Source organism: Nonomuraea jiangxiensis (genome assembly GCF_900099965.1).
GTDB lineage: Bacteria > Actinomycetota > Actinomycetes > Streptosporangiales > Streptosporangiaceae > Nonomuraea > Nonomuraea jiangxiensis.
This window is the reverse complement of the sequence record NZ_FNDJ01000027.1, coordinates 1-24,171: the sequence shown is the minus strand read 5'-3', so window position 1 is coordinate 24,171 and position 24,171 is coordinate 1. Positions and strand designations below refer to the sequence as shown.

Genomic DNA, 24,171 nt, shown 5'->3' with positions numbered 1-24,171 from the left:
GTCGAACGACACGCCTATGTCATCACCATTCTCCAGGGGTCATCTCAATCAACGGACGGCGAGCGGGCGGTGGAAACTGGAGGATGTCGTCGGCGACGTCGTTCAGGAGCTTGAAACCCGCGCTCGCGATGACGGACAGCGAAGAATGGGCGAAGGGATCGCCCGAGCTCAGCGTAAGGATCGCTGGCAGGAGGCTATGGCCAGGCCGTAGGCCGGCCGGCTCCGACGTTAGGGGCGGCTAGGGGTACTTCAGGGGCGGAGCCCCGGCTTAGCCTGAACTCCGCTGCCTGAGGGAGATCGTCGATTATGCGGAATAACCGGCAAAAATACAGCGGGACATTCATCCACGACTTTCTCGACCAAAGCGCCGCGGAGTTTCCCGAGTCGCCAGCGGTGAGGGACTCCACCGGGATCTGGACCTATCACGAACTGGATACGATCAGCCACGCGGTAGACCGCTGGCTGGCCGGGCACGGCGTCGGGCCGGGCGCGCGAGTGGTGGTGCAGGCCCCCACCGACCGCCGGTTGGCCGCGCTGTTCTTCGGCGTCTCCCGCCGCGGTGCCGTCTTCGTGCCGCTCAACTCGGCGATGAAGAGCTTTCACCTGCGTTCGGTGCTCGAGAACGCCGACCCCGCGCTGGTGATCGTCGAATCCGCCGGCGGGAAACCCGCCGACGTGCGCGCCCTCACCGGCGCACCGGTCCACGACTTCGAAGCGGTCTGGGACGAGGTGACCGAGCTCGCGAGCCAACGGGCGCGCGTGGCCGAACCGATTGAGATCAACCCCACGGATCTGGCCGCGCTGGTGTACACCTCGGGCAGTACGGCGGAGCCGAAAGCGGTGATCTGCCCCCACGCCCAGGTCTGCTTCGCCACCGTGGCGCTCGCCGAGGCGCTCGGCTACCGTCCGGACGACGTGGTCTTCTGCCGTTTCCCGATGTCCTGGGACTACGGGCTGTACAAGCTGCTGATGACCTGCGCCGTGGGCGCCGAACTGGTCTTCGCCGACGCCGGCGCCGACCTGCGGCTGGTCGACCAGCTCCGGAAGACCCGGGCGACGGTGGTGCCGATCGTGCCCTCGCTGGCCAACATGATCATCGCCTCGGCGCAGCGGAAGGGTGAGCCCACCACCGGGGTGCGGTTGTTCACCAACACGGGCGCGGCGCTGCCCACCGCCACCATCGACGCGCTGCGGACCCACTTCCCCGGCGCCCGGGTGGTCCGCCAGTTCGGCCAGACCGAGTGCAAGCGCATCTCCGTCATGCCTCCGGAGGAGGAGCGGGAGCGCCCGGACTCCGTCGGACGGCCGCTGGCCGGCACCGCCGTACACATCCTCGACCCCGACGGGAAGCCGGTGCCCACCGGGGAGACCGGGGAGATCGTGGTGACCGGCCCGCACGTGATGCCGGGGTACTGGCGCAACCCCGAGGTGACCGCGAAGACCTTCCGCCGCGACCCGCGGACCGGGGAGACGCGCCTGCACACCGGTGACTACGGCCACTTCGACCAGGACGGATACCTCTACTTCGACGGCCGGCGGGACGACATGTTCAAACGCAAGGGCATCCGGATGAGCACCGTGGAGATCGAGGCGGCGGCGCTCGACATCGCCGGGGTACGGGCGGCCGCCGCGCTGCCCCCGGAGGGCGAGCACGATCTCGCGATCTTCGTCGAGGCCGACAACGGGGCGAAGCTGGAACCCCACGCCGTCCTCCGCGAGCTGGCCGCCCGGCTGGAGCCGGCGAAGGTGCCCGCGGTCTGCCGGGTGATCCCGGAGCTCCCGCAGTCCGCGCACGGCAAGTACGCCCGCGACCAGCTGCGCCACCTGCACGCACAGGAAGAACGTCCGGCCACTCCCCGCCCCCGGCAGGCGCTCCCGGACTCAGCGCCCAAGGATGCGACCCGGCAGGCGGAGCCCCACCGGAAGCCGCCGGGAATCAGCCGTGAGGAACTGGTCAGCCGGTTCGGGTCCCCGCTCTACGTGTACGACCTGGACCGGGTCACGGCGGCGCACCGGGACCTGGCCGACTTCATGCCGGAGGGCACGGCGATCTACTATGCGCTCAAGGCCAACCCGCACCCGGACGTGGCCCGCGCGCTGCGTACGGCCCCGGGCGGCGGCTGCCGTGCGGAGATCAGCTCCACCGGGGAGCTGAGCGCCGCGCTGGCCGCCGGTTTCACCGGCGCGGACTGCATGTACACCGGGCCCGGGAAGACAGCGGGGGAACTGGCCGAGGCGCTCGCCGCCGGGGTGCGGCTGTTCTCCGTGGAGTCGCTCACCGACCTCGAACACATCGGCGCCGCGGCCACCGCGCACGGCACCGTCGCGAAATGCCTGCTGCGCGTGAACAGCGCCACCGCGGCCGCCGCCACCAGTATCCGGATGACCGGCGCCCCCTCCCAGTTCGGCAACGACATGGAGGACCTGCCCGCCCAGGTGGCCGCGATGCGCGCGATTCCGGGCATCCGGATCATCGGCGCCCACTTCTTCCCGCTCAGCAACGCCGCGGACGAGGACAGCCTGCTCGGCGAGTTCCAGCACACCGTGACGGTCGCCGCGGAGGTGCAGCGCATCCTGGGCGAACCGCTCGAACTGGTGGATCTCGGCGGTGGGTTCGCCGCGCCGTACGGCATGCCCGGTACGCGGCCCGGCTACCCGAGCCTGCGCAAAGGCCTGGAAGAGGCGCTGGACCGGTACCTGCCGCAGTGGCGGGACGGCCGGCCGGGCATCGCCTGCGAGTCCGGCCGGTACCTGGTGTCCGACTGTGGCGAGCTGCACTGCACCGTGGTCAACGTCAAGGAGAGCCGGGGCCGCACCTTCGTCATCCTGGACGCGGGGATCAACGCGTTCGGCGGCATGGCCGGGCTCGGCCGGCTGCTCCCGGTCCAGGTCAAGCCCACGCCACCGAACGGCGGCACACCGAACGACGCCGCGCCCGGCCGCCGGGCCGCGCTGGCCGGGCCCTTGTGCACACCCGGCGACCTGCTCGCCCGCGAGGTCGAACTGCCCGACCCGGCCCCCGGCGATCTGGTGACCATCCCGCACGCGGGCGCTTACGGACTCACCGCCAGCTTGTCCCTGTTCCTCGGCCGCCCCGCGCCTACCGAAGTGGTGATCCGCGGGGGCGAGATCGTCTCCGTCTCCCAGCTGCAACGCCAACGGGTCTACGACCTGCCGCGAAACCCCGACCCCCGGAGCGCATGATGGCAACCCCAGGCGAGCACGGCGGCCCTTCCGAGGCCGGGCTCGACGGCCTCGACGAACTGCCCGCCGCGGAGCAGCGCCGGGTGCTCCTGGAACTGGTGCTCCGGGAGACCGGGGAGGCGCTGCTCGGAGTGGAGGGCGGCGAGCTGGCCGAAGTGACCTCCAGCCGGCCGTTCCGCGAGCTCGGCCTCGACTCGCTGGCCGCAGTGGACCTGCACGACCGGCTGGTCACCGCCACCGGCGTGGCGCTGCCGATGACCCTGGCCTTCGACTACCCCACGCCCGAGCTGGTCGCCGACTACGTCCGCGCCGCCGTACTGGGTCTGCCCGTGCCGGAGCCCGCGACGGGGCGCGCGGACGTCCTGGACGCCACGCCGGACGCCGACGCCGACCCGGTCGTCATCGTCGGCATCGGGTGCCGCTTCCCCGGCGGCGTCGACTCCGCCGAGGGACTGTGGCGAATCTTCGCCGAGGAACGCGAGGTGCTCGGCGACTTTCCCACCGACCGCGGCTGGGATCTGGAGAACCTCTTCGACACGAACCCGGACGCCCCAGGGAAGAGCTACGTGAGTCGCGGCGGCTTTCTGCCCGACGCGACCGGGTTCGACGCGGACTTCTTCGGCATCAACCCGCGCGAGGCGCTGGCCATGGACCCGCAGCAGCGGGTGGTGCTGGAAACCTGCTGGGCCGCGCTGGAGCACGCGGGCATCGACCCGACGTCACTGCGCGACCAGCCCGTCGGCGCGTTCTTCGGCGCCGAGGTACACGAGTACGGCGTGCGCGTGCACGAGGCGCCGGAAGGCCTGGACGGCTACCTGATGACCGGCAACGCGCCGAGTGTGGTCTCCGGCCGGCTCGCCTATCTGCTCGGCCTGTCCGGGCCGGCGATCACGGTGGACACCGCGTGCTCCGGCGCGATCGTCTCGCTGCACCTGGCCTGCGCCTCGCTACGCTCAGGCGAGTCCTCCCTGGCCTTCGTCGGCGGGGTGGCGGTGATGGGCAGCCCGGGCATGTTCACCGCGTTCAGCCGGCAGCGGGGGCTGGCTCCGGACGGCCGGGTGAAGGCGTTCGCCGATGCCGCGGACGGCACAGCGTTCTCCGAGGGTGTCGCGGTGCTGGTGGTGGAGCGGCTGTCGGACGCCCGCCGCCACGGGCACCGGGTGCTGGCCGTGGTGCGCGGCACCGCGATCAACCAGGACGGCAGGTCCAACGGGCTGACCGCGCCGAGCGGTCCCGCGCAGCGCAGGCTCATCCGGGACGCACTGGCGGCCGCCCGGCTGGAGCCCGCGGACGTGGACGCGGTCGACGCGCACGGCACCGGCACCGCGCTGGGGGACCCGATCGAGGCGCACGCGCTGCTGGCCACCTACGGTCAGGACCGGCAGTCGCCGCTGTGGCTGGGCTCGGCCAAGTCCAACCTGGGTCACACCCAGGCGGCCGGCGGCATTGCCAGTGTGATCAAGATGGTCCTGGCGATGCGGCATGGGCTGTTGCCCAAGACGCTGCACGTGGACGCGCCGTCCTCCAAGGTGGACTGGTCCGGCGGGGCGGTGGAGCTGCTGACCGAGGCCCGGCAGTGGCCGCGGGTCGAGGGCCGGCCGCGCCGCGCGGGGGTGTCGTCGTTCGGCATCTCCGGCACCAACGCTCATGTGATCTTGGAAGAGCCGCCCGTTGAGGAGCCGTCGGTCGTCGGTACCGCTGTGCCCGCTGTTGAGGAAGCGTTGGCCGGGGCGGGGTCGGCAGAGTGGGACAGCATCACGGCCACCGCACCCCAGGGCGACCACGCGGCCGTGCCGGTGCCGGTGCCTGTGGTGGTGTCGGCCAAGAGCGAGGCGGCGTTGCGGGCGCAGGCCGGTCGGCTTGCCGGGTTCGTGGCCGAGCACGGTGAGGCTGGTCCGGTGGGGGTGGCGGCCGGGCTGGCGCGCCGGGCGGCGTTGGAGCATCGGGCGGTGTTGCCGACGGCGGATCGGGAGGGTCTGCTGTCCGCGTTGCGGGCGTTGGCGGCTGGGGAGTCGGAGCCGTCTTCGGTGGTGGGTCGGGTGCGGCCGGGCCGGGTGGCGGTGCTGTTCTCTGGTCAGGGTGCTCAGCGGTCTGGAATGGGACGGGAGTTGTATGCGGCCTTCCCGGTGTTCGCTCGCGCCTTTGATGAGGCGTGTGCGTTGCTGGAGGCCGAGCTCACCGCTATCGAGGCTGCGGGGGTTGTGAGCGGTCTGGCCGGTGGGTTGGGCTTGCGGGAGATCATCCTCGGCGAGACCGATGGTTCTGGTGCCGGTGGGGTGCTGGATCAGACGGTGTTCGCGCAGGCCGGGCTGTTCGCGGTGGAGACCGCGTTGTACCGGCTGCTGGAATCGTTGGGGGTCCGGCCTGATTTTGTGGCTGGGCATTCGCTGGGGGAGATCAGCGCGGCGCATGTGGCCGGGGTGCTGGACCTGGCGGATGCGTGCCGGTTGGTGGCCGCTCGTGGGCGGTTGATGCAGGCGTTGCCGGCCGGGGGCGCGATGGCGGCGATCGGCTGCGGCGAAGAGGAGCTCGCGCCGGTGCTGGCCGGGCGTGGCGAGATCTCAGTGGCGGCGGTGAACGCGCCCGGCGCGGTGGTCGTCTCCGGCGCGTCCGAGCAGGTGGAGCAGGTCGTCGAGTGGGCGCGGCAGCACGGGCACCGGACCCGGCCGCTGCGGGTGTCGCACGCGTTCCACTCGCCGTTGATGGAGCCGATGCTGACCGAGTTCGCCGCGGTGGCGGCCTCGCTGACGTTCCACCCGCCGACCATGGCGCTGGTGTCGGGAGTGAGCGGGCGGGTTGCCGGGTCGCAGATCACCGAGCCCGGCTACTGGGTGGAGCATGTGCACCGGCCGGTGCGGTTCGCCGACGTCGTCACCACTCTGCGCGGGCACGGGGTCGGCTGTTTCCTGGAGGCCGGTCCGGACGCGCAGCTGGCCCCGATGATCGAACAAACCCTCACCCACCGCAACGACAACGACGCAGAGCCTGCCTCGGTGGTGGCGTTGCTGCGCCGCGATCGGGACGAGACCGCCCAACTGGTCGCCGGACTGGGCCAGGCCTGGACGTGTGGCACGGCCGTGGATTGGACTGCCTGGCCGACCGGGCCAGGCGGTGCCCGCATCGGCGACCTGGATCTGCCCACCTACCCCTTCCAGCACCGCCGCTACTGGCTGCAACCCGCCCCGGCCGGTGACCCGGCCGCGCTTGGTCTGGGTGCCGCCGACCATCCGATCCTGGGTGCGGTGGTGGAACAGCCTGACGGTGGCGCCATCCTGACCGGCCGGTTGTTGGTCACCGCCCACTCCTGGCTGGCCGATCACGCCATCAACGCCACTCCGATCCTGCCCGGCACCGCCTTCGTCGAGCTCGCCCTGCGTGCCGGTGACCAGGTCGGCTGCCCGGCCATCGACGAACTCACCCTGCACACCCCCCTGGAGCTACCGAGTCGGGGCCACGTGACGATCCGGGTGGTCGCCGGCCGATCCGCCGTGGACGGGCGGCGGCCCGTGGAGATCCACTCCATCGGCGAAGACGGTGTCTGGCTACGGCACGCTACCGGCTTCCTCTCCCCCGACCCGGCTCCCGGCCCGGCGGCACACGAGTTCGCCGACTGGCCACCGCCGGGCGCGGAACCGCTCGACGTCACCGGCCTCTACCCGGCGATGGCCAACCGCGGCTACGACTACGGCCCCGCTTTCCGCGGCCTCACCCGAGCCTGGCGTCGCGGCGAGGAGGTCTTCGTCGAAGTGGCGTTGGCCGACGGGATGGAGGCAACGGGCTTCGGCGTGCACCCGGCGCTGCTCGACGCGGCCCTGCACGCCACCGACCTGCTGCCCGGCCACGACCAGGATACGGCGTTGCCGTTCGCCTGGCGCGGGGTGTCACTGCATGCCGACGGGGCGCGTGCGGCGCGGGTCAGGCTGCGCCAGGACGACGAAGCCGGGGTTCGGCTCGACCTCGCCGACCCTGTGGGCCAGCCGGTGGCCACGGTGACGTCACTGGCTTACCGCTCGGTGCCCGCGGAGTGGTCGAGCTCGCGCTCTGCGGCGCACCAGTGGCTGCACGAGGTGGCGTGGCGGCCGGTGGACGTGACGGTGTCGTCGGGTGGCATCGGCGCAGATCTGGTGATCGATGCCACCGGGTGGGCCAGGGTCGGATCTGCCGACAGTGGGCTGCTGGACCGCCTACGCCGTGGCGTGGGTTCGGTGTTGGCCCGCTTGCAGGAATGGCTGACTCGTGAACCGGGAGATGACGCCCGGTTGGTGGTGGTGACCCGGGGCGCGGTGGCCGTGGCCGACGGTGAGATCCCGGATCCGGCGCAGGCGGCGGTGTTCGGGTTGATACGGGCGGCGCAGGCGGAGCATCCCGGCCGGATCACACTGGTCGATCTGGAAACCGACGCCGAGACGGCACCCGGTGAGGTGGCGCTTGCCGACGCCTCGCTGGGCCGAATCGGCGACGGGGTGGCCGACGCGGCGGCGGCGGCGGCGCTGGCTTGTGGTGAGCCGGAGGTGGCGCTGCGCGGCGGCCGGGTGTGGGTGCCGCGTCTGGGGCGGGTGGCGTCGCCCGGTTCGGAAGACGTGGCCTCTTCCTGGTCGGCGCCTGGCGGTGCTGGTCGGGCGGGGGGTGACAATGCCGGCGAGGAGCCCGTGGCGGCCTGGCCGGTCGATGGGACCACGCTGATCACCGGCGGCACCGGTGGACTGGGCGCGCTGGTGGCTCGGCATCTGGTCGTCGAGCACGGGGTGCGGCATCTGCTGCTGGTCTCCCGCCGGGGTGCCGATGCCCCCGGCGCGGCCGAACTCCGCGATGAGCTGGCCGGGCTGGGCGCCGAGGTGTCTGTCGCGGCCTGTGATGTGGCTGATCGGGACGCGCTGGCGGTGTTGCTGGAGGGGATCGGCCAGGCCCATCCGTTGCGGGCGGTGGTGCATGCGGCGGGGGTGGTGGACGACGGAGTGATCACGTCGTTGTCGGCCGAGCGGGTGGAGGCGGTGTTGCGGCCGAAGGTGGACGCGGCCTGGCATCTGCACGAGCTGACCCGCGAGGATGGTCTGGCCCGGTTTGTGGTGTTCTCCTCGCTGGCCGGGGTGGTGGATGGGGCCGGGCAGGGCAACTACGCGGCCGCGAACGCGTTCACCGATGCGCTGGCGGTGGCCCGGGCCGCGGCCGGTTTGCCGGCGGTCTCGCTGGCGTGGGGGCCGTGGGCCGAGGAGCGGGGCATGGCCGGCCGGATCAGCGCGCGGGATGATGCGCGGATGCGCAGCGCGGGGCTGGTGACGTTGACCGCGGGTCAGGGTCTGGCCTTGCTGGACGCCGGCCTGGCCGCGGGTCGGCCGTATCTGGTGCCGGCCCGGTTCGATCCGGCCGCGCTGGGCCGGCGTGGGGCCGATCTGCCGGCGCTGTTGCGTGAGCTGGCCGGTCCCCTCGCGCGCCCGGCCGCCGACCCCGCCCGGACGGTCGGCCCGGCCGACTCCGCCGGGGCGGCTGGTGAGGTGCGGCCGTTGGTGGCGGCGCTGGCGCAGCTGTCGGCCCCGCAGCGGCAGCGGCGGCTTTTGGATGTGGTCTGTAGCGAGGCGGCGGCCACTTTGGGTCATGACACCGCTGCGGCCATCGATGCGGACCGGCCTTTCCAGGAGTTCGGGTTCGACTCGCTGACCGCGGTGGAGTTGCGTAACCGGCTGCACGCGATGACCGGGCTACGGCTCACTCCTACTCTGGTTTTCGACCATCCCACTCCCCGCGCGCTTGCGGTGCATCTGGACGCCGCCCTGTCCGGTACCGCGGCCCGTCGCCCGGTCCCGGCTGCCCCGGCCGGCGGCTCTGCCGGTGATGTTGGTGGTGATCTCATTGCCGTTGTCGGGATGGCCTGCCGTTTCCCCGGCCAGGTGACCGGTCCTGAAGACCTCTGGCGGCTCCTGATCGACGATCGTGATGGCATCACCGGCTTCCCCACCGACCGAGGCTGGGACATCACCGGCATGTACGATCCGGAGCCCGGCAAGCTGGGTCGCACCTACACCCGGCAAGGCGGGTTCCTGCACGACGCGGCGTACTTCGACCCCGCTCCGTTTGATATCGGCCCGCGGGAGGCCACCGCCATGGACCCGCAGCAGCGGCTGCTGCTCGAAGCGTCCTGGGAGGCCCTGGAGCGCGCCGGCATCGACCCATCCGGACTGCGTGGCACCCCGACCGGGGTGTTCGCCGGAGTGATGTACCACGACTGGGGCACTCGGCCGGGCCAGGTGCCGGAGGAGTATGCCGGCTACCTGGGCAACGGCAGCCTGGCCAGCGTGGTGTCCGGGCGGGTGTCGTACGCGTTCGGCTTGGAAGGGCCGGCGGTGTCGGTGGACACGGCGTGTTCGTCGTCGTTGGTGGCGTTGCATCTGGCGGCGCAGGCCTTGCGTGCGGGAGAGTGCGATCTGGCGCTGGCCGGTGGGGTGACGGTGATGTCCACGCCGGACACCTTCACCGACTTCGGCCTCCAGCGCGGGTTGGCCGCTGATGGGCGGTGTAAGTCCTTCGCCGAGGCGGCTGATGGGGTCGGCTGGGGCGAGGGTGTCGGGGTGCTGGTGGTGGAGCGGCTGTCGGACGCCCGCCGTCGGGGGCATCGGGTGCTGGCAGTGCTGCGCGGTAGCGCGGTGAACCAGGACGGGGCGTCGAATGGGCTGACCGCGCCGAACGGTCCCTCGCAGGAGCGGGTGATCGCTCAGGCGCTGGCCTCGGCAGGGATCGGTCCCGCACAGGTGGACGTGGTAGAAGGACACGGCACCGGCACCGCGCTGGGCGACCCGATCGAGGCGCAGGCTTTGCTGGCCGCCTACGGCCAGGACCGGCCATCGCCGTTGTGGCTGGGGTCGGTGAAGTCGAACCTGGGGCATACCCAGGCGGCGGCCGGAGTAGCCGGTGTGATCAAGATGATCCTGGCCATGCGGCACGAGCTGTTGCCCAGGACGCTGCACGTGGACGCGCCGTCGTCGAAGGTGGACTGGTCCGGTGGGGCGGTGGAGCTGCTGACCGAGCCCCAGCCCTGGCCGCGCGCTGCGGACCGGCCGCGCCGGGCGGGGGTGTCGTCGTTCGGCATCTCCGGCACCAATGCGCACGTCATCCTGGAAGAACCCCCGGCCGAGGAAGAGCCGCTCACCAGGGAGCCGTCGGGCGAGCGGGACGGCAGCACGGCCACTTCACCCGAGGGCGACCACGCCGCCGTGCCGGTGCCGGTGCCTGTGGTGGTGTCGGCCAAGAGCGAGGCGGCGTTGCGGGCGCAGGCCGACCGGCTTGCCGGGTTCATGACCGAGCATGACGAGGTTGGTCCGGTGAGGGTGGCGGCCGGGCTGGCGCGCCGGGCCGCCCTGGAGCATCGGGCGGTGTTGCCAGCGGTGGACCGGGAGGGTCTGCTGGCCGGGCTGCGGGCGCTGGCGGCTGGGGAGTTGGAGCCGTCTTCGGTGGGTCGGGTGCGGCCGGGCCGGGTGGCGGTGCTGTTCTCTGGTCAGGGTGCCCAGCGGCCCGGGATGGGCCGTGAGCTATATGCGGCTTACCCGGTGTTCGCTCGCGCTTTTGATGAGGCTTGCGAACTCCTGGAGGCTGAGCTCACCGCCGCCGACGCTGCGGGGGTTGTGACCGGTCTGGCCGGTGGTGTGAGCCTGCGGGAGATCATCCTCGGCCAGACCAGCGAGACCGGTGATTCTGCTGCCGGTGGAGTGCTGGATCAGACGGTGTTCGCGCAAGCCGGGCTGTTCGCGGTGGAGACGGCGTTGTACCGGCTGCTGGAATCGCTGGGCATCCGGCCCGATTACGTGGCCGGGCATTCGCTGGGGGAGATCACTGCGGCGCATGTGGCCGGGGTGCTGGACCTGGCGGACGCGTGCCGGTTGGTGGCGGCTCGTGGCCGGTTGATGCAGGCGTTGCCGGCCGGGGGTGCGATGGCGGCGATCGGCTGTGGCGAAGAGGAACTCGCGCCCGTATTGGCTGGCTATGACCAGGTGGCGGTGGCAGCGGTCAACGCGCCCGGCGCGGTGGTGATCTCCGGCGCATCCGGCCAGGTGGAACAGGTCATCGACTGGGCGCGGCAGCACGGGCACCGAACCCGGCCGCTGCGGGTGTCACACGCCTTCCACTCCCCGCTGATGGAGCCGATGCTGGCCGAGCTCGAGCAGGTCGTGGCGGGGCTGACGCTGCGGCGTCCGGAGCTGCCGCTGGTGTCCAACGTCTCAGGTGACCTGGCCGGCGAAGAGATCACCCAGCCCGGCTACTGGGCCGAGCACGTGCGGCGGCCGGTGCGGTTCGCCGACACCGTCACTACCTTGTCCCGGCATCAGGTCGGCTGCTTCGTCGAGGTAGGCCCGGACGCCCAGCTGACCCCCATGATCGAACAAACCCTCACCCACCACAACGACAACGACGCAGAACCCGCCTCGGTGGTGGCCCTGCTGCGGCGCGACCGGGACGAAACCACCCAACTGGTCGCCGGGCTGGGCCAGGCCTGGACATGTGGCACGGCCGTGGACTGGACCGCCTGGCCGGCCTGGACCACCGGGGCCGGACGGGCCAGACCGGCCGGACCGGACGGTGTCGGCCGTCTGGACCTGCCCACCTACGCCTTCCAGCACCGCCGCTACTGGCTGCAGCCCACCCTGGCCGGTGACCCGGCCTCCCTCGGCCAGACCGCCGTCGACCACCCGATCCTGGGTGCGGTGGTGGAGCAGCCCGACGGCGGCGCCATCCTGACCGGTCGGTTGTCGGTCACCACCCAGCCCTGGCTGGCCGATCACGTCATCAACGCCGTCCCGATCCTGCCTGGTACCGCCTTTGTCGAGCTGGCCCTGCGTGCCGGTGACCAGGTCGGCTGCCCGGCGATCGAAGAGCTCACGCTGCACAGCCCCCTGCCCATCCCGGACACCACCGACGGCGTCACTCTTCAGATCATTCTGAGCCCACCTGACGAAGACGGCCGGCACCAGATCGGCATCCACTCCAAAGACGATCATGGGACCTGGACCCGGCACGCGACCGGCGCCCTCACCCCCACCCCCCAAGACACCCCAGCGGACCTGGGCCACGCCTGGCCCCCGCCGGATGCCCAGCCGTTGGACACCACCGGCCTGTACGACCGCCTGGTCGACCACGGCTACGGCTACGGCCCCGCCTTCCACGGCCTCACCCGAGCCTGGAAACACGGCGACGACCTCTACGCCGACATCACCCTCCCCGAAGAAGCCGGACAGACCACCCGATACGGCCTACACCCCGCCCTCCTCGACGCCGCGATGCACGTGGACCTGGTGGCGGGGCCGAAGGCCACGTTGATCCCGTTCAACTGGAACGGCGTCACCCTGCACGCCGCCGGCGCCGACGCGGTGCGAGTGCGGCTGCGCCGGCTGGACGGCGACGAGGTCACCCGGCTGGACCTCACCGACTCCGCCGGCCGGCCGGTGGCCACGGTGGAGACGGTGGTGTCCCGGCCGGTTCAGGCCGACCAGCTGGCACAGGCCCGCCCGGCCTCGGAGTCGCTGCTCGCGGTGACGTGGCGGCCGGTCACGCCGTCGGGTCCCCTCGGCGCGGTGGACGCCTCCGACGCGCTCGTCATCGACGCCACCGGCGGCGCCGGCGAAGCCTCAGGCGGCGGTGTGCCGGATCGGGTGCGGCGTGCCCTGCGTACGGTCCTTACCGGTCTACAGGACTGGTCGGTCAAGGCGGACACCCGGCCGGCAGTGGTGATCACCCGGGGTGCCGTGGCGGTGCGCGACACCGAAGCGCCGGATCCGGCGCGGGCCGCGGTCTGGGGCCTGGTGCGGGCCGCCCAGGAGGAGAACCCCGGTCGGATCATCCTGGTCGACCTGGATCCGGCCGGCTACCTGGCGGACGGCGTGCGCGTGGCCCTGGCCACCGGCGAGCCCGAGTTGGCGATCCGTGACGGCCGGCCGTGGGTTCCCCGGCTGACCGGCGCCGCACTCCCGCGCGAGGGTCACGCCGACCGGGTATCGCGCGCCGCAGCCGTTGACCCGTACGACGCGGCCTGGCCGGCCGATGGGACCACGCTGATCACCGGCGGCACCGGCGGGCTGGGCGCCCTGATGGCCCGGCATCTGGTGGCCGAACACGGCGTACGGCACCTGCTACTGGCCTCCCGCCGGGGCCTGGACGCCCCCGGCGCCGCCGAACTCCGCGACGAACTGACCGAACTGGGCGCCGAGGTCACCATCGCCACCTGCGACGTGGCCGACCGGGACGCCCTCACCGTACTGCTGGAGGAGATCCCCGGCACCCACCCCCTGCGCGCCGTGGTGCACACCGCGGGAGTGATGGCCGGCGGGGTGCTCGGCACGCTGACGGAGGAAGGGCTGGACCGGGTGCTGCGCCCCAAGGCGGACGCCGCCTGGCACCTGCACGAACTCACCCAAAAGCATGACCTCGCCCGCTTCGTACTGTTCTCCTCCGCCGGAGGGATGGTGCTCGCCGCCGGGCAGGGCGACTACGCGGCGGCCAACGCCTTCCTCGACGCGCTCGCCGCGGATCGCGCCGCCTCCGGGCTGCCCGCCACCTCACTGACCTGGGGAATGTGGGCGGTGGACACCGGGCTCGGTGGGCCGCTGCAGGACACCGACCTGGCCCGGGTGCGCACGCTGGGCATACCGGCGATCTCCGCGGAGACCGGGCTGGCGCTGTTCGACGCGGCGCTGCGCGTGCCCGCGCCGGTGCTGGCGCCGATCCGGCCGGACGTCCGCGCGCTGCGGGCTCGTGGCGACGACCTGCCCGCGCTCTTGCGTGACCTCGTGGGCGTGCGCCGTACAGCCGCCGTGGCCGCACGGACCGACGAGTCGAACGGCGCAGCCGGGCTGCAGGAGCGGCTGGCCGGGCTGCCTGCCCGGGAGCGGGACCGCCTGTTGCTTGAGCTGGTCCAGGCCGAGGCAGCGGTGGCGCTCGGGCACGACACCGCGGACGCGATCGACGCCGAGCGCGGCTTCGTGCAGCTCGGCTTCAGCTCGCTGGCCGCCGTCGAGCTGCGGAACCGGCTGCGCCGGCGGACCGGCCTTCCGCTGCCCGCCACGCTCGCCTTCGACCAGCCGAACGCCACCGCGGTCGCCCGATACCTGGCCGAGCGGCTGGCCCCAGCGGAGGTGGAGTCTCCCGAGCCTCCTCCCTCCGCGGCGGACGACGAGCAGCTCGCCGCGGCCTCTGCCGAGCAACTCGCCACGGCCTCCGCGGAGGAACTCTTCGAGATTCTCGACCGGGAGCTGGGTGGCGACGTGTAGCCGAGGTCCTCGGCGCCGGGCGGCGGTCGCAGGAAGCGGGCAACCCGCTAAAGGCGTCCTGCCGCCCGGTGGCCGGGGGGACGCGGCTGCGCCCCGTCGTCCGCGGAGTGCCCAAGCGGCTTCTCCCGGTCGACGACGGACCGCTCATTCACGATCCGCTGCCCGCCCTGAGGTTCGCCGATATCGCCGGCATCCGGGACGAAAAAGGGCCCGCACATCACATGGGCCCGACCTCCTGAGCGCGTGCCCTGGTCGCGATCCTGAAGTTCCGCCGATGACATGAAGAAGCTCCTGGTGGAGGCTTGATCATCACGATCAGTGCCGTCATCACCAGGAGCTTCGAGTGCTGTTCTCTTTGTGATACTAGGGCAGGAGAACCACCGCGCTCGTCCGACCTGCTCTCACCAACCGCGCCGTACGGTCTCGACGATGTGCGCGCGCTGCTCCTCGGTCACCCACCAGCCCACGGGCAGGCAGACGACGCGCTCCGCCACGCTGTCGAGTCCGGGCAGCAGCGTGGCGTACCGGCGGACGCAGGTGTGGGTGTCGTTGCGTTCGTGGACGTTGCTGACCATGATCTGGGCCTCGTCCATGCGCTTCATGAAGCCGGCGCGGTCCTCGACCTTGATGGGGTAGATCCAGAAGGACGACTCGCGATCCTGGGCGCGTTCGGTCAGTTCCAGCCCCGGCACGCCGGCGAGCTCCCGGTCGTAGTGGGCGGCGTGGGCCCGGTGCCGTGCCACGACCTCCTCCGCCCATTCCAGATTGGCCAGCCCTATCGCGGCGTTGATGTCGGTCATGTGGAACTTGTAGCCCCACTCGGCGACGTCCGGCGGGTTGCGCAGCCGGTCGGCGGCGCGGCTGATGCCGAACCAGCGCAGCAGCGTGGCCCGGTGATGCAGCTCGTCGTCCGGCAGCACCAGAGCCCCACCGTCACCGCAGGTCAAATGCTTGATCGCCTGGAAGCTGAACACGGCGACGTTGCCGTGGGTGCCCAGGCGGCGGCCCTGGTAGGTGGCGCCCCACGCGTGGGCGCAGTCCTCGATCACCACGGGGCGGAATCCGAAGGCCGCCTCGGCGTCGTCGAGGATCTTCGCCAGCCGCCCGAGGTCAACCGGATAGCCGGAGAAGTGCACGACGACGATGGCGCGGGTACGGGGAGAGATCTTGCGGGCCAGGTCGTCGAGGTCGACGTTGAGCGTGGCGGGATCGACGTCCACCCACTTGATGCGCAACCGGTTCGCGAGGATGGTCCAGTTGGTGGCCTCCATGGTCAGGGGCGTGGAGAGCACCTCGCCATCGTCGTCCCCACCTGCGGCAACCATGTGGAGCGCCAGGTGCAGCCCCGAGGTGCCGCTGTTGACCGTGGCGACGCGCGGGTTGCCGATTCGCTCCCCCAGCGCCCGCTCGAACTCGGCGACCTTGGCGCCCTGGCCGATCTGGCCACTGCCGACGACCTCGGCGACCGCTGCCGGAGCCGACTCCGACATGGGGACCTTGAACAGCGGGATCAACGCGGCACTCCGTCCGGTGTGGCGAGTTCGGCATAGCGGGCCAGACAGTCGGCGTAGGAGGGCAGGATGCCGAGCCGTTCGGCCTCTTTCAGGGAGGGCGCGGCCCGGTCCTTGTCCGACAGGACGGGCTCAAGGTCGCGCGGCCAGGGCAGGTCGAGGTCGGGGTCCAGCGGGTTCACCTCGAAGGAGCTCTCCGGCGACCAGGTGCTGGAGCACAGGTAGAAGACGGTGGCCTGCTCGGTCAGCGGGGCGAACCCGTGCGCGAGCCCCTCGGCGAGATAGAGCGCGTGCCGGTTGTCCTCGCTCAGCTCCGCCACGACGTGCTCGCCGTACGTGGGCGAGCCCTGCCTGATGTCGACGACGATGTCGCGGATGGCGCCGCTCGGGCAGCTCACGTAGCGGGCCTGGCCGGGCAGGTGGATCGCGTGCAATCCACGGATCGTGCCGCGTGTGGAGACGGAGCAGTTGACCTGGGCCACAGTCAGCGAATGGCCGACGGCCTCGGCGAAGGCAGGCTGCTTGAAGACCTCGAGGAACAGTCCTCTGGAGTCGGGGAAGATCTTGGGCTCGACGAGGAACGCCCCGCCGATGCCGAGTTCGCGAATCCGCATATGATCCCTCCTTCGACGTTATGTTGGGTCGCCCTGATCTGCGGCGACAACCCCTACGGCACCCTTATGCGCCTGCCACCAGGGGCGGTTGTTCCGATACCACTCGACCGTCTCGGCCAGGCCTTTCTCGAAGTCCACGGCCGGGCGGTACCCCAGCTCGGCGCGGATCTTGACGTCGCGGACGGAGTAGCGGCGGTCGTGGCCCAGGCGGTCCTCGACGAACTCCACGCGCTCCCATCCGGCGCCGCAGGCCTCCAGTAGCATCCCGGTCAGCTCGCGATTGGTCAGCTCGGTGCCGCCGCCGATGTTGTAGACCTCTCCCGACCGGCCGGCCTGCCGTACCAGCTCGATCCCCGCGACATGGTCGGCCACGTGGAGCCAGTCGCGCGAGTTCATGCCGTCCCCGTACAACGGCACCTTGCCGCCGTCGAGCAGGTTGGTGACGAACAGCGGGATGACCTTCTCGGGGAACTGGTACGGCCCGTAGTTGTTGGAGCAGCGGGTCACCCGCACGTCCAGCCCGTACGTCCGGTGGTAGGCGAGGGCGAGCAGGTCGGACGAGGCCTTCGACGCGGAGTACGGCGAGTTGGGCGACAGCGGCTGGTCCTCTCCCCAGGAGCCTTCGGAGATGGAGCCGTACACTTCGTCGGTCGAGACGTGCACGAACGTGCCGAGCCCGTGCTCGACCGCCGCCGCGAGCAGCGTGTGGGTCCCCGTCACGTTGGTGCGGACGAACTCCCCCGCACCGCTGATGGACCGGTCGACGTGGGATTCGGCGGCGAAGTGCACCACCTGATCGTGCGCGGCCACCAGTTCTCCGACGAGGGCGGCGTCGCAGATGTCGCCCCACACGAACGTGAAGCGGCCGTCGGCGGGCTCCAGGTTGGCCCTGTTGCCCGCGTAGGTGAGCTTGTCGAGAACCGTCAGCTTGGAGTGGCCCTGCTCGGCCATGGTACGGACGTAATGGGAGCCGATGAATCCGGCGCCGCCGGTGACCAGGATCCTCATTTCACGTAACTATTCGCGATGCTCATCACGTACTGGCCGTAGCCGGACTGCGACTGCTCGGCTCCGAGCCGGTAGCACTGCTCCGCGTCGATGAAGTCCATGCGGAGCGCCACCTCCTCCAGGCAGGCGATGCGAACGCCCTGGCGTTGTTCGAGGGTCTGCACGTACTGTCCCGCCTGGAGCAGCGTCTCCGGCGTACCGGTGTCCAGCCAGGCGAATCCTCTGCCGAGATCCACCAGTTTGGCCCTGCCCCGCTCTACGTAGGCCAGGTTCACGTCGGTGATCTCCAGTTCGCCACGTTCGGACGGCTTGAGATTCTCGGCGATGTCGATGACGTCGTTGTCGTAGAAATACAGGCCTGTGATGGCTCTGTTGGAGCGCGGCTTCGCCGGTTTCTCCTCTATCGAGATCAGGCGCCCGCTCTCATCGGTCATCCCCACTCCGTAGCGGCCGGGATCGCTCACCGGATACCCGAACAGCACGCACCCCTCCACATCCTGCACGTTCTCTTCCAGCACCTCCGAGAAGGAGGGTCCGTGGAAGATGTTGTCGCCGAGGATCAACGCGGCCGGGCCGCCGCCGATGTGGGAGGCGCCGATGAGAAAAGCCTGGGCTATCCCGTCCGGCGATTCCTGGGAGGCGTAGGAGATGTTCAGCCCGAAGCGGGAGCCGTCGCCCAGCAGCCGTACGAAGTTCGGCACCTGGTCGGACGAGGAAATGAGGAGGATATCCCTGATGCCGGCCAACATGAGCACCGATATCGGGTAATAGATCATCGGCTTGTCGCTCACCGGGAGCAGCTGTTTTGAGACCGCGGCGGTGATCGGATGCAGCCGCGTTCCCCGGCCTCCCGCGAGGACGATTCCTTTCACGGCCTTTTACCTCTCTGCTGCGTGGAAGTGTCCCGAGGCTAAGCAGGGGCGGAGCGGAGCGGCAAGGTCGATGACCGGAGAGAGGGGGAGCATTAGGGGGGACCGCCATGCCCTGTAACCGGCGAATAGGGGACCGTCCGCACCCGACCGCGAATGGGGACGGTGAGACACCTGAATTAGGGGAGGGTAGGGGCTGACCAGGTCTCCCCCGGCGGCGAGAATTCCCCACATTGACGTCTCCTGAAGGGAGTCCGACGGTGCGGACTGTCGCTTTACGCCGTGCCGTCACGGCGCTCGTGGTCGCGGTTTCCTCACTCACACCGGCCGTTTCGGTGCAGGCGGCGCAGGACACGGGGGACGCCTCCACGCGCGAGGTCCCCGGGCTGCGCGAGCCGGTGCGGCTGGTGGTGGACCGCTGGGGGGTTCCGCACCTGTACGCGCGCAACACCGACGACGTGTTCCTGGCGCAGGGGTACAACGCCGCGCGGGACCGGCTGTTCCAGCTCGACCTGTGGCGGCGGCGCGGCCTGGGCCTGCTGTCGGCCGCCTTCGGGCCTAGTTACGTCGATAAGGACCGGGCCGCCCGGCTCTTCCTGTACCGCGGGGACATGCAGCGGGAGTGGGCCGCCTACGGGCCGGACACGCGCAGCGCCGTGACCGCGTTCGTCCGCGGCATCAACGCCTACGTCGACTGGGTCAACGCGCACCCGGAGGCGTTGCCGCCGGAGTTCCGCCGGCTGGGCCACCGGCCGGACCGCTGGCGGCCTGAGGACGTGGTACGGATCCGCAGCCACGGGCTGGCGCTCAACGCGTACCCCGAGGCGTTGCGCGCGGCCGCGATGTGCGCCGGTGGGCAATCCGCCGCCCGGGCTCTCGTCCGCCTGGAACCCGCGCACGAGCCCCGGGTGCCGGACGGACTCGACCCGTGCGCCGTGCCCGCGGACGTGCTCAACACCTACCTGCTCGGCGTCACGCCGGTCGCCTTCAACGGCGTCGCGGTACAGTCGGCGCCGCTGTCAGCGCCCGGAGGGTCGAACGCCTGGGCGCTCGCGCCGTCGCGTACCGCCACCGGCCGGCCGATCCTCGCCGGCGACCCGCACCGATCCACCACGGCGCCGGCGCTGCGCTACGTCACCCATCTGTCCGCGCCCGGCCTGGATGTGATCGGCGCCGGCGAGCCATCGCTGCCCGGGATCTCCATGGGGCACAACGGCCGCGCCGCTTTCGGGCTCACCGTTTTCGCCGCGGACCAGGAAGACCTTCAGGTGTACCGCCTGCACCCGGACGACCCGGGCCGCTACTTCTACCGTGACCGCTGGGTGCCCTTCACCACGGTGCGGGAGGAGGTGCCGGTGGCCGGCTCGACGCCCCGTCAGGTGGAGTTGACCTTCTCCAAGCATGGCCCGGTGCTCAAGGTGGACGCGGACCGGGACCTCGCGTTCGGCCTGCGTACCGCCTGGTCGGAGCCGGGCACGGCGCCGTACCTCACCGGTCTCGACGCCATGACCGCGCGGAGCTTCCCCGAGTTCGCCGCCAAGGTGCGGCGCTGGGCCGCCCCGCCGGAGAACCTGATCTACGCCGACACCTCGGGCTCCATCGGCTGGGTGCCCGGCGCCCTGGTCCCCAAGCGGCCACGACACGACGGGCTGCTGCCGGTGCCCGGCGACGGCCGCTACGAATGGGACGGCTTCCGCGACGGCGCCGAGTTGCCCAGGGTGAGCAACCCCAAGAGTGGCTTCATCGCCTCGGCGAACGAGTTCAACATGCCCTCCGGGCACCCGGTGCGCGTCGGCTACGAGTGGGAGCCGTCGGCCCGCAAGGAGCGCATCGAGGACGTGCTGTCCGGCTCGACCCGGCACACTCCGTCCGAGATGGCGCGACTTCAGCGCGACCAGGTCGACGAGTACGCCCGGCGCATCCTCGCGGTGCTGCGCGACATTCCGGCCGGTGACGACCCGGACACCGTGGCCGCAATGAAGCACTTGCGCGAATACGACGGTACGCCGAGCGCCGACTCCCCCGGCGCGGCGCTGTACGAGCCCTGGCTCTACGGGCATCTCGGCCCGGCGTTCCTCGCCAAGTTCGCCACCCCGGCGGTGGCCGCCCGAGTGCCGCGCGCCGACTCCCGGCAGTTGATCGACGCGTTGGAGCGGCCGGACCACTGGTTCGGACCGAACGGCGCCGCGGTGCGGGACCAGCTCGTGCAGCAGACGCTGCGCGCGGCCTACGCCGACATTCGCGGCCGGCTCGGCGCCGACCCGGCAGCCTGGCGCTGGGGAAGCCTGCATCAGGTGCTGTTCTCCCACCCCCTGGGCGACAATGTCGGCCCGTTCCCCCGGGGCGGCTCCGTGACCACGGTGGACGCCTCGACCTATTACCCAGGGTTCTACCGGTCGCAGTCCGGCGCCGCGTACCGGATGGTGCTGGACGTCGGGGCCTGGGACAACTCCACCTTCGTGAGCGCCCCGGGGCAGTCCGGGAACCCGGCGAGCCCGCACTACGCGGACCTCGCCGCCGCCTGGAACTCCGGCGCCCAGGTGCCGCTGCTGTACAGCCCGGCCGCGGTCGCGCGGAACACGGAAAGCGTCATCACTCTGGTGCCCGCGGCGTCCGGCCGCGGGTGATCGCCGGCGCCCCCCGGTGCTCACCGGGGGGCGGCGAACGAATCACAGCGGAAGGAACGATGTGGACGAGCGTTGGATCAAGCGATTTCACCCCGCGCCGGACGCCCCGGCGCGGGTGGTCATACTGCCGCACGCCGGCGGCGCGGTCAGCGCCTACTTCAAGCTGTCCGCCGCGCTGCACCCGGCGCTTGACGCCCACGCGGTGCAGTACCCGGGCCGGCAGGAGCGCCGGCACGAGCCGCCCTTGACGGACGTGCGCCTGCTGGCCGCCGCCATCGCCGATGCGCTCCCCGACGACGGGCGGCCCACGCTGCTGTTCGGGCACAGTATGGGCGCGGTGGTCGCCTTCGAACTGGCCCTGCTCCTGGAGCGGCGCGGCACGGCCCCGCACGCGCTGGTCGCCTCCGGCCGGCGCGCCCCGTCCACCTACCGCGACGAGTGGGTGCACCGGCGGGACCCGGCCGGCGTGGCGGACGAACTCCGCCGGCTCAGCGGCACCGACCCGGTGTTCCTGCAGGACCCGGAGCTGTTCGAGATGGTGCTGCCGGCGCTGCGCGCCGACTACCAGGCGGTGGAGACCTACGAGTGCGCCCCGGACGCCGCGGTCGGCTGCCCGCTGGTCGTCTTCGTCGGCGACGACGACCCGAAGACCACCGTCGAGGAGGCAGGCGCCTGGCGCCGGAACACCACCGGCGGCTTCGACCTGCGGGTCTTTCCCGGGGGACACTTCTACCTGGACGACCAGGTGGCCGAGGTGACCGACGCGCTCATCGCGCTGTCCAAATAGTGTGACTCACCCGGTCCGGGTGAGTCACACTCACCCGGACGTCTGAGCCAGCCATTCCTCGATCACGGCGGCGGTCTGCCGCGCCTCTGACTCCAGGATGCTGAAGTGGTCGGCGGCCACCTCGCGCACCGCCATACCGGAGGTGAGGACCGGAGACCAGCCCGCGCCGACGCCCGCGGCCGTCCCGCCGGGCGTCGCCACCCCCTGGTTGGCGCGGATGAACAGCGTCGGCGCCGCCAGTTCGGCCGGCCGCCACTGGGAGAGCAGGGCGGCGTACCAGCCCATAGCGGACAGCCGGGCGGCGGTGAACGGGCCGAACACGGCCTCCCGATCGAGCAGGCCGCCCACGATCGACGACCAGACACCGGCGCTCTCCCCCGCCCCGGGAACATGCGTGTCGAGAAGGATCACCGCGGCCGGCCCCTGGCCGGCTTCCGTCAGGGCGCCGGCGAGCGCGTGCGCGAACACCCCGCCGGCGGAGTATCCGACCAGCGCGTACGGCTCCGCGGCGACCCCGGCGCCGCCGGTCACCATTCGGGCCAGCCCGTGCACGAGGGCGTCCAGTGAGGCCGGCAGGCTCTCCTCCCTGACGAACCCCGGCACCGGCAGCACGGCGAGGTCGCGCACCTCGCGGAATTCCGTGGCCAGCGGGACGAACTGGTGCGGCCCGCCGAAGGCCATCGGTGAGTTCAGGCAGAACAGCCGCGGCCGGCGCGGGCCGGTGGCCAGCACCACCGGGGTGCGGGCCGGGGCGTCGGCCGCGTCGTACTGGGGACGGATCGCGGCGGCGGCGTGCAGCAGCGTCATCCCCTCCTCGATCTTGCCGGCGGCGGCAGCCGCGCGGAACAGGCCGCTCAACGTCTCCGTCGCACCCGCCAGTTCCTGTGTGGCCGACCCGTCGCCGTGCGCCGTGGCGGGTCCGGGCCGGGCTTGGCCGTTGGCCGCCGCGGCCGGCGCTCCGGGCGCTGCGGCGGCCGGAGCCGGACCGATTTCCTCGGCCAGCACCCGGGCCAGCGCGCCGGCCGTCGGGTAGTCGAAGGCAGCGGTGGCCGGCAGACGGACGCCGGTGTCCGAGTTGAGCGCGTTGCGCAACTCCATGGCGGCCAGCGAGTCCAGGCCCAGCCCGACCAGGTCGGCCTCCGGCTCGATGGGCTCCGGGTCCGCGTGTCCGAGCACCTGGGCCACCCGCCTCCGAACCAGCTCGACCAGGCGCTCCTGGCGCTCCTCGGGGTCCAGCGCGGCCAGCGGTTCCAGCTCGATCTCGCCCGACGCCGCCGTGCGTCGTACGGCCGGGGCCAGGTCTTGGAGCAGCGCGGGAACGCCGTCCGCGCGGGCGCGCACAGCGGCCGGGTCCAGCCGGATCGGCGCCAGCACGGCGGCGTCCGCCCGCCGCGCCGCGTCGAACAACGTCAGCCCCGCGTCCACCGGCAGCGGCAGCATGCCCCAGCGGCGGATTCGGGCCAGGTCGTCGTCGCGCAGCCCGCGTTGCATGCCCGCCTCGCCACCCCACAGGCCCCAGGCCAGCGTCCGCGCCGGCAAGCCCGCCGCCCGGCGGTGCTCGGCCAGCGCGTTGAGGAAGGCGTTGGCCGCCGCGTAGTTCCCCTGGCCGGGGTTGTCCACCAGCGATGCCGACGAGGAGAACAGTACGAACTCGGCCAGGTCATGCTTTTGGGTGAGTTCGTGTAGGTGCCAGGCGGCGTCCGCCTTGGGCCCGGCCACCTGGTCGACCAGCTCGGGCGTGAGGTCGGCGAGGACCGCGTTCGCGCTCGCCCCCGCGGTGTGCACCACGGCGCGCAGGGGGTGGGTACCGGGTATACCCTCCAGCAGTACGGTGAGGGCGTCCCGATCGGCCACGTCGCAGGCGGCGACGGTGACCTCGGCGCCCAGTTCGGTCAGCTCGTCGCGGAGTTCGGCGGCGCCGGGGGCGTCCAGGCCCCGGCGGGAGGCCAGCAGCAGGTGCCGTACGCCGTGTTCGGCCACCAGGTGCCGGGCCAGCAGAGCGCCCAGCCCGCCGGTGCCACCGGTGATCAGCGTGGCCCCATCGACCGGCCAGGCCGCCACGGGCTCCTCGCCGAGGCGGGCCCGCTCCAGCCGGGGCGCCCAGAGCCGGTCATCGCGCAACGCGACCTGTGGTTCCCCGCTCCTAAGCAGCGCGGCCGTCTCGCCGTCGGGGGCGACCGGAGTACCGCCAGAGCTCGCGGCATCCCGGGCGCTCTGCTGCCTGGGGTCCAGGTCGATCAGGGTGATCCGGCCGGGTTCCTCCGCCTGAGCGGCCCGTACCAGTCCCCACACCGCCGCCTGC

General features: G+C 71.8%; 9 protein-coding genes. 4 read left to right on the top strand and 5 right to left on the bottom strand.

The annotated features are described in order from the left end of the window. Positions 1-306 precede the first annotated feature (306 nt). The gene (locus BLS95_RS58505; protein WP_281250098.1) at positions 307-3,204 is read left to right on the top strand and encodes an AMP-binding protein; all 2,898 of its coding nucleotides are present in this window, start codon (positions 307-309) and stop codon (positions 3,202-3,204) included. Further along, complete coding sequence (locus tag BLS95_RS41745) at positions 3,201-14,453, top strand: type I polyketide synthase (protein ID WP_090945141.1); 11,253 nt, start codon at positions 3,201-3,203, stop codon at positions 14,451-14,453. Before BLS95_RS58505 ends, BLS95_RS41745 begins: the two co-directional genes overlap by 4 nt. Positions 14,454-14,854: 401 nt before the next feature. Here the strand turns inward: BLS95_RS41745 and BLS95_RS41740 are convergent, their stop codons facing one another. From BLS95_RS41740 to rfbA, 4 genes are read right to left on the bottom strand one after another with little or no spacing between them, the layout of a single operon-like run. Next, positions 14,855-15,967 (bottom strand): DegT/DnrJ/EryC1/StrS family aminotransferase, encoded by a 1,113-nt coding sequence (locus BLS95_RS41740; RefSeq protein ID WP_090945140.1) that lies wholly within the window; start codon positions 15,965-15,967, stop codon positions 14,855-14,857. After that, positions 15,964-16,578 (bottom strand): dTDP-4-dehydrorhamnose 3,5-epimerase, encoded by a 615-nt coding sequence (gene rfbC / locus BLS95_RS41735; protein ID WP_245765612.1) that lies wholly within the window; start codon positions 16,576-16,578, stop codon positions 15,964-15,966. Before rfbC ends, BLS95_RS41740 begins: the two co-directional genes overlap by 4 nt. Before the next feature lie 18 nt (positions 16,579-16,596). Continuing rightward, positions 16,597-17,586: a dTDP-glucose 4,6-dehydratase gene (gene rfbB / locus BLS95_RS41730; protein WP_090945139.1), complete on the bottom strand. Its 990-nt coding sequence runs from the start codon at positions 17,584-17,586 to the stop codon at positions 16,597-16,599. Further along, on the bottom strand, positions 17,583-18,458 hold the full coding sequence (gene rfbA / locus BLS95_RS41725) for a glucose-1-phosphate thymidylyltransferase RfbA (RefSeq protein ID WP_090945138.1): 876 nt from the start codon (positions 18,456-18,458) through the stop codon (positions 17,583-17,585). The genes rfbB and rfbA overlap by 4 nt, the downstream gene beginning before the upstream one ends. 257 nt (positions 18,459-18,715) lie before the next feature. On the opposite strand from rfbA, the gene BLS95_RS41720 reads away from it, so the two are divergent. Together BLS95_RS41720 and BLS95_RS41715 are read left to right on the top strand one after the other, a co-directional pair. Beyond that, positions 18,716-21,082, top strand: a complete 2,367-nt coding sequence (locus tag BLS95_RS41720) for a penicillin acylase family protein (RefSeq protein ID WP_176993662.1) — start codon at positions 18,716-18,718, stop codon at positions 21,080-21,082. 61 nt (positions 21,083-21,143) lie between these two features. Continuing rightward, positions 21,144-21,869: a thioesterase II family protein gene (locus BLS95_RS41715; protein ID WP_090945136.1), complete on the top strand. Its 726-nt coding sequence runs from the start codon at positions 21,144-21,146 to the stop codon at positions 21,867-21,869. Between the two features lie 30 nt (positions 21,870-21,899). Here the strand turns inward: BLS95_RS41715 and BLS95_RS41710 are convergent. Beyond that, the coding region (locus tag BLS95_RS41710) for a type I polyketide synthase (RefSeq protein WP_143044091.1) at positions 21,900-24,171 on the bottom strand (2,272 nt) is incomplete at its 5' end.

Bases quoted from the DNA above. Each gene is read 5' to 3' on its own strand.
- BLS95_RS58505 (WP_281250098.1), top strand. From the start codon at position 307: ATGCGGAATAACCGGCAAAAATACAGCGGGACATTCATCCACGACTTT.
- BLS95_RS41745 (WP_090945141.1), top strand. From the start codon at position 3,201: ATGATGGCAACCCCAGGCGAGCACGGCGGCCCTTCCGAGGCCGGGCTC.
- rfbC (WP_245765612.1), bottom strand. From the start codon at position 16,578: ATGCGGATTCGCGAACTCGGCATCGGCGGGGCGTTCCTCGTCGAGCCC.
- rfbB (WP_090945139.1), bottom strand. From the start codon at position 17,586: ATGAGGATCCTGGTCACCGGCGGCGCCGGATTCATCGGCTCCCATTAC.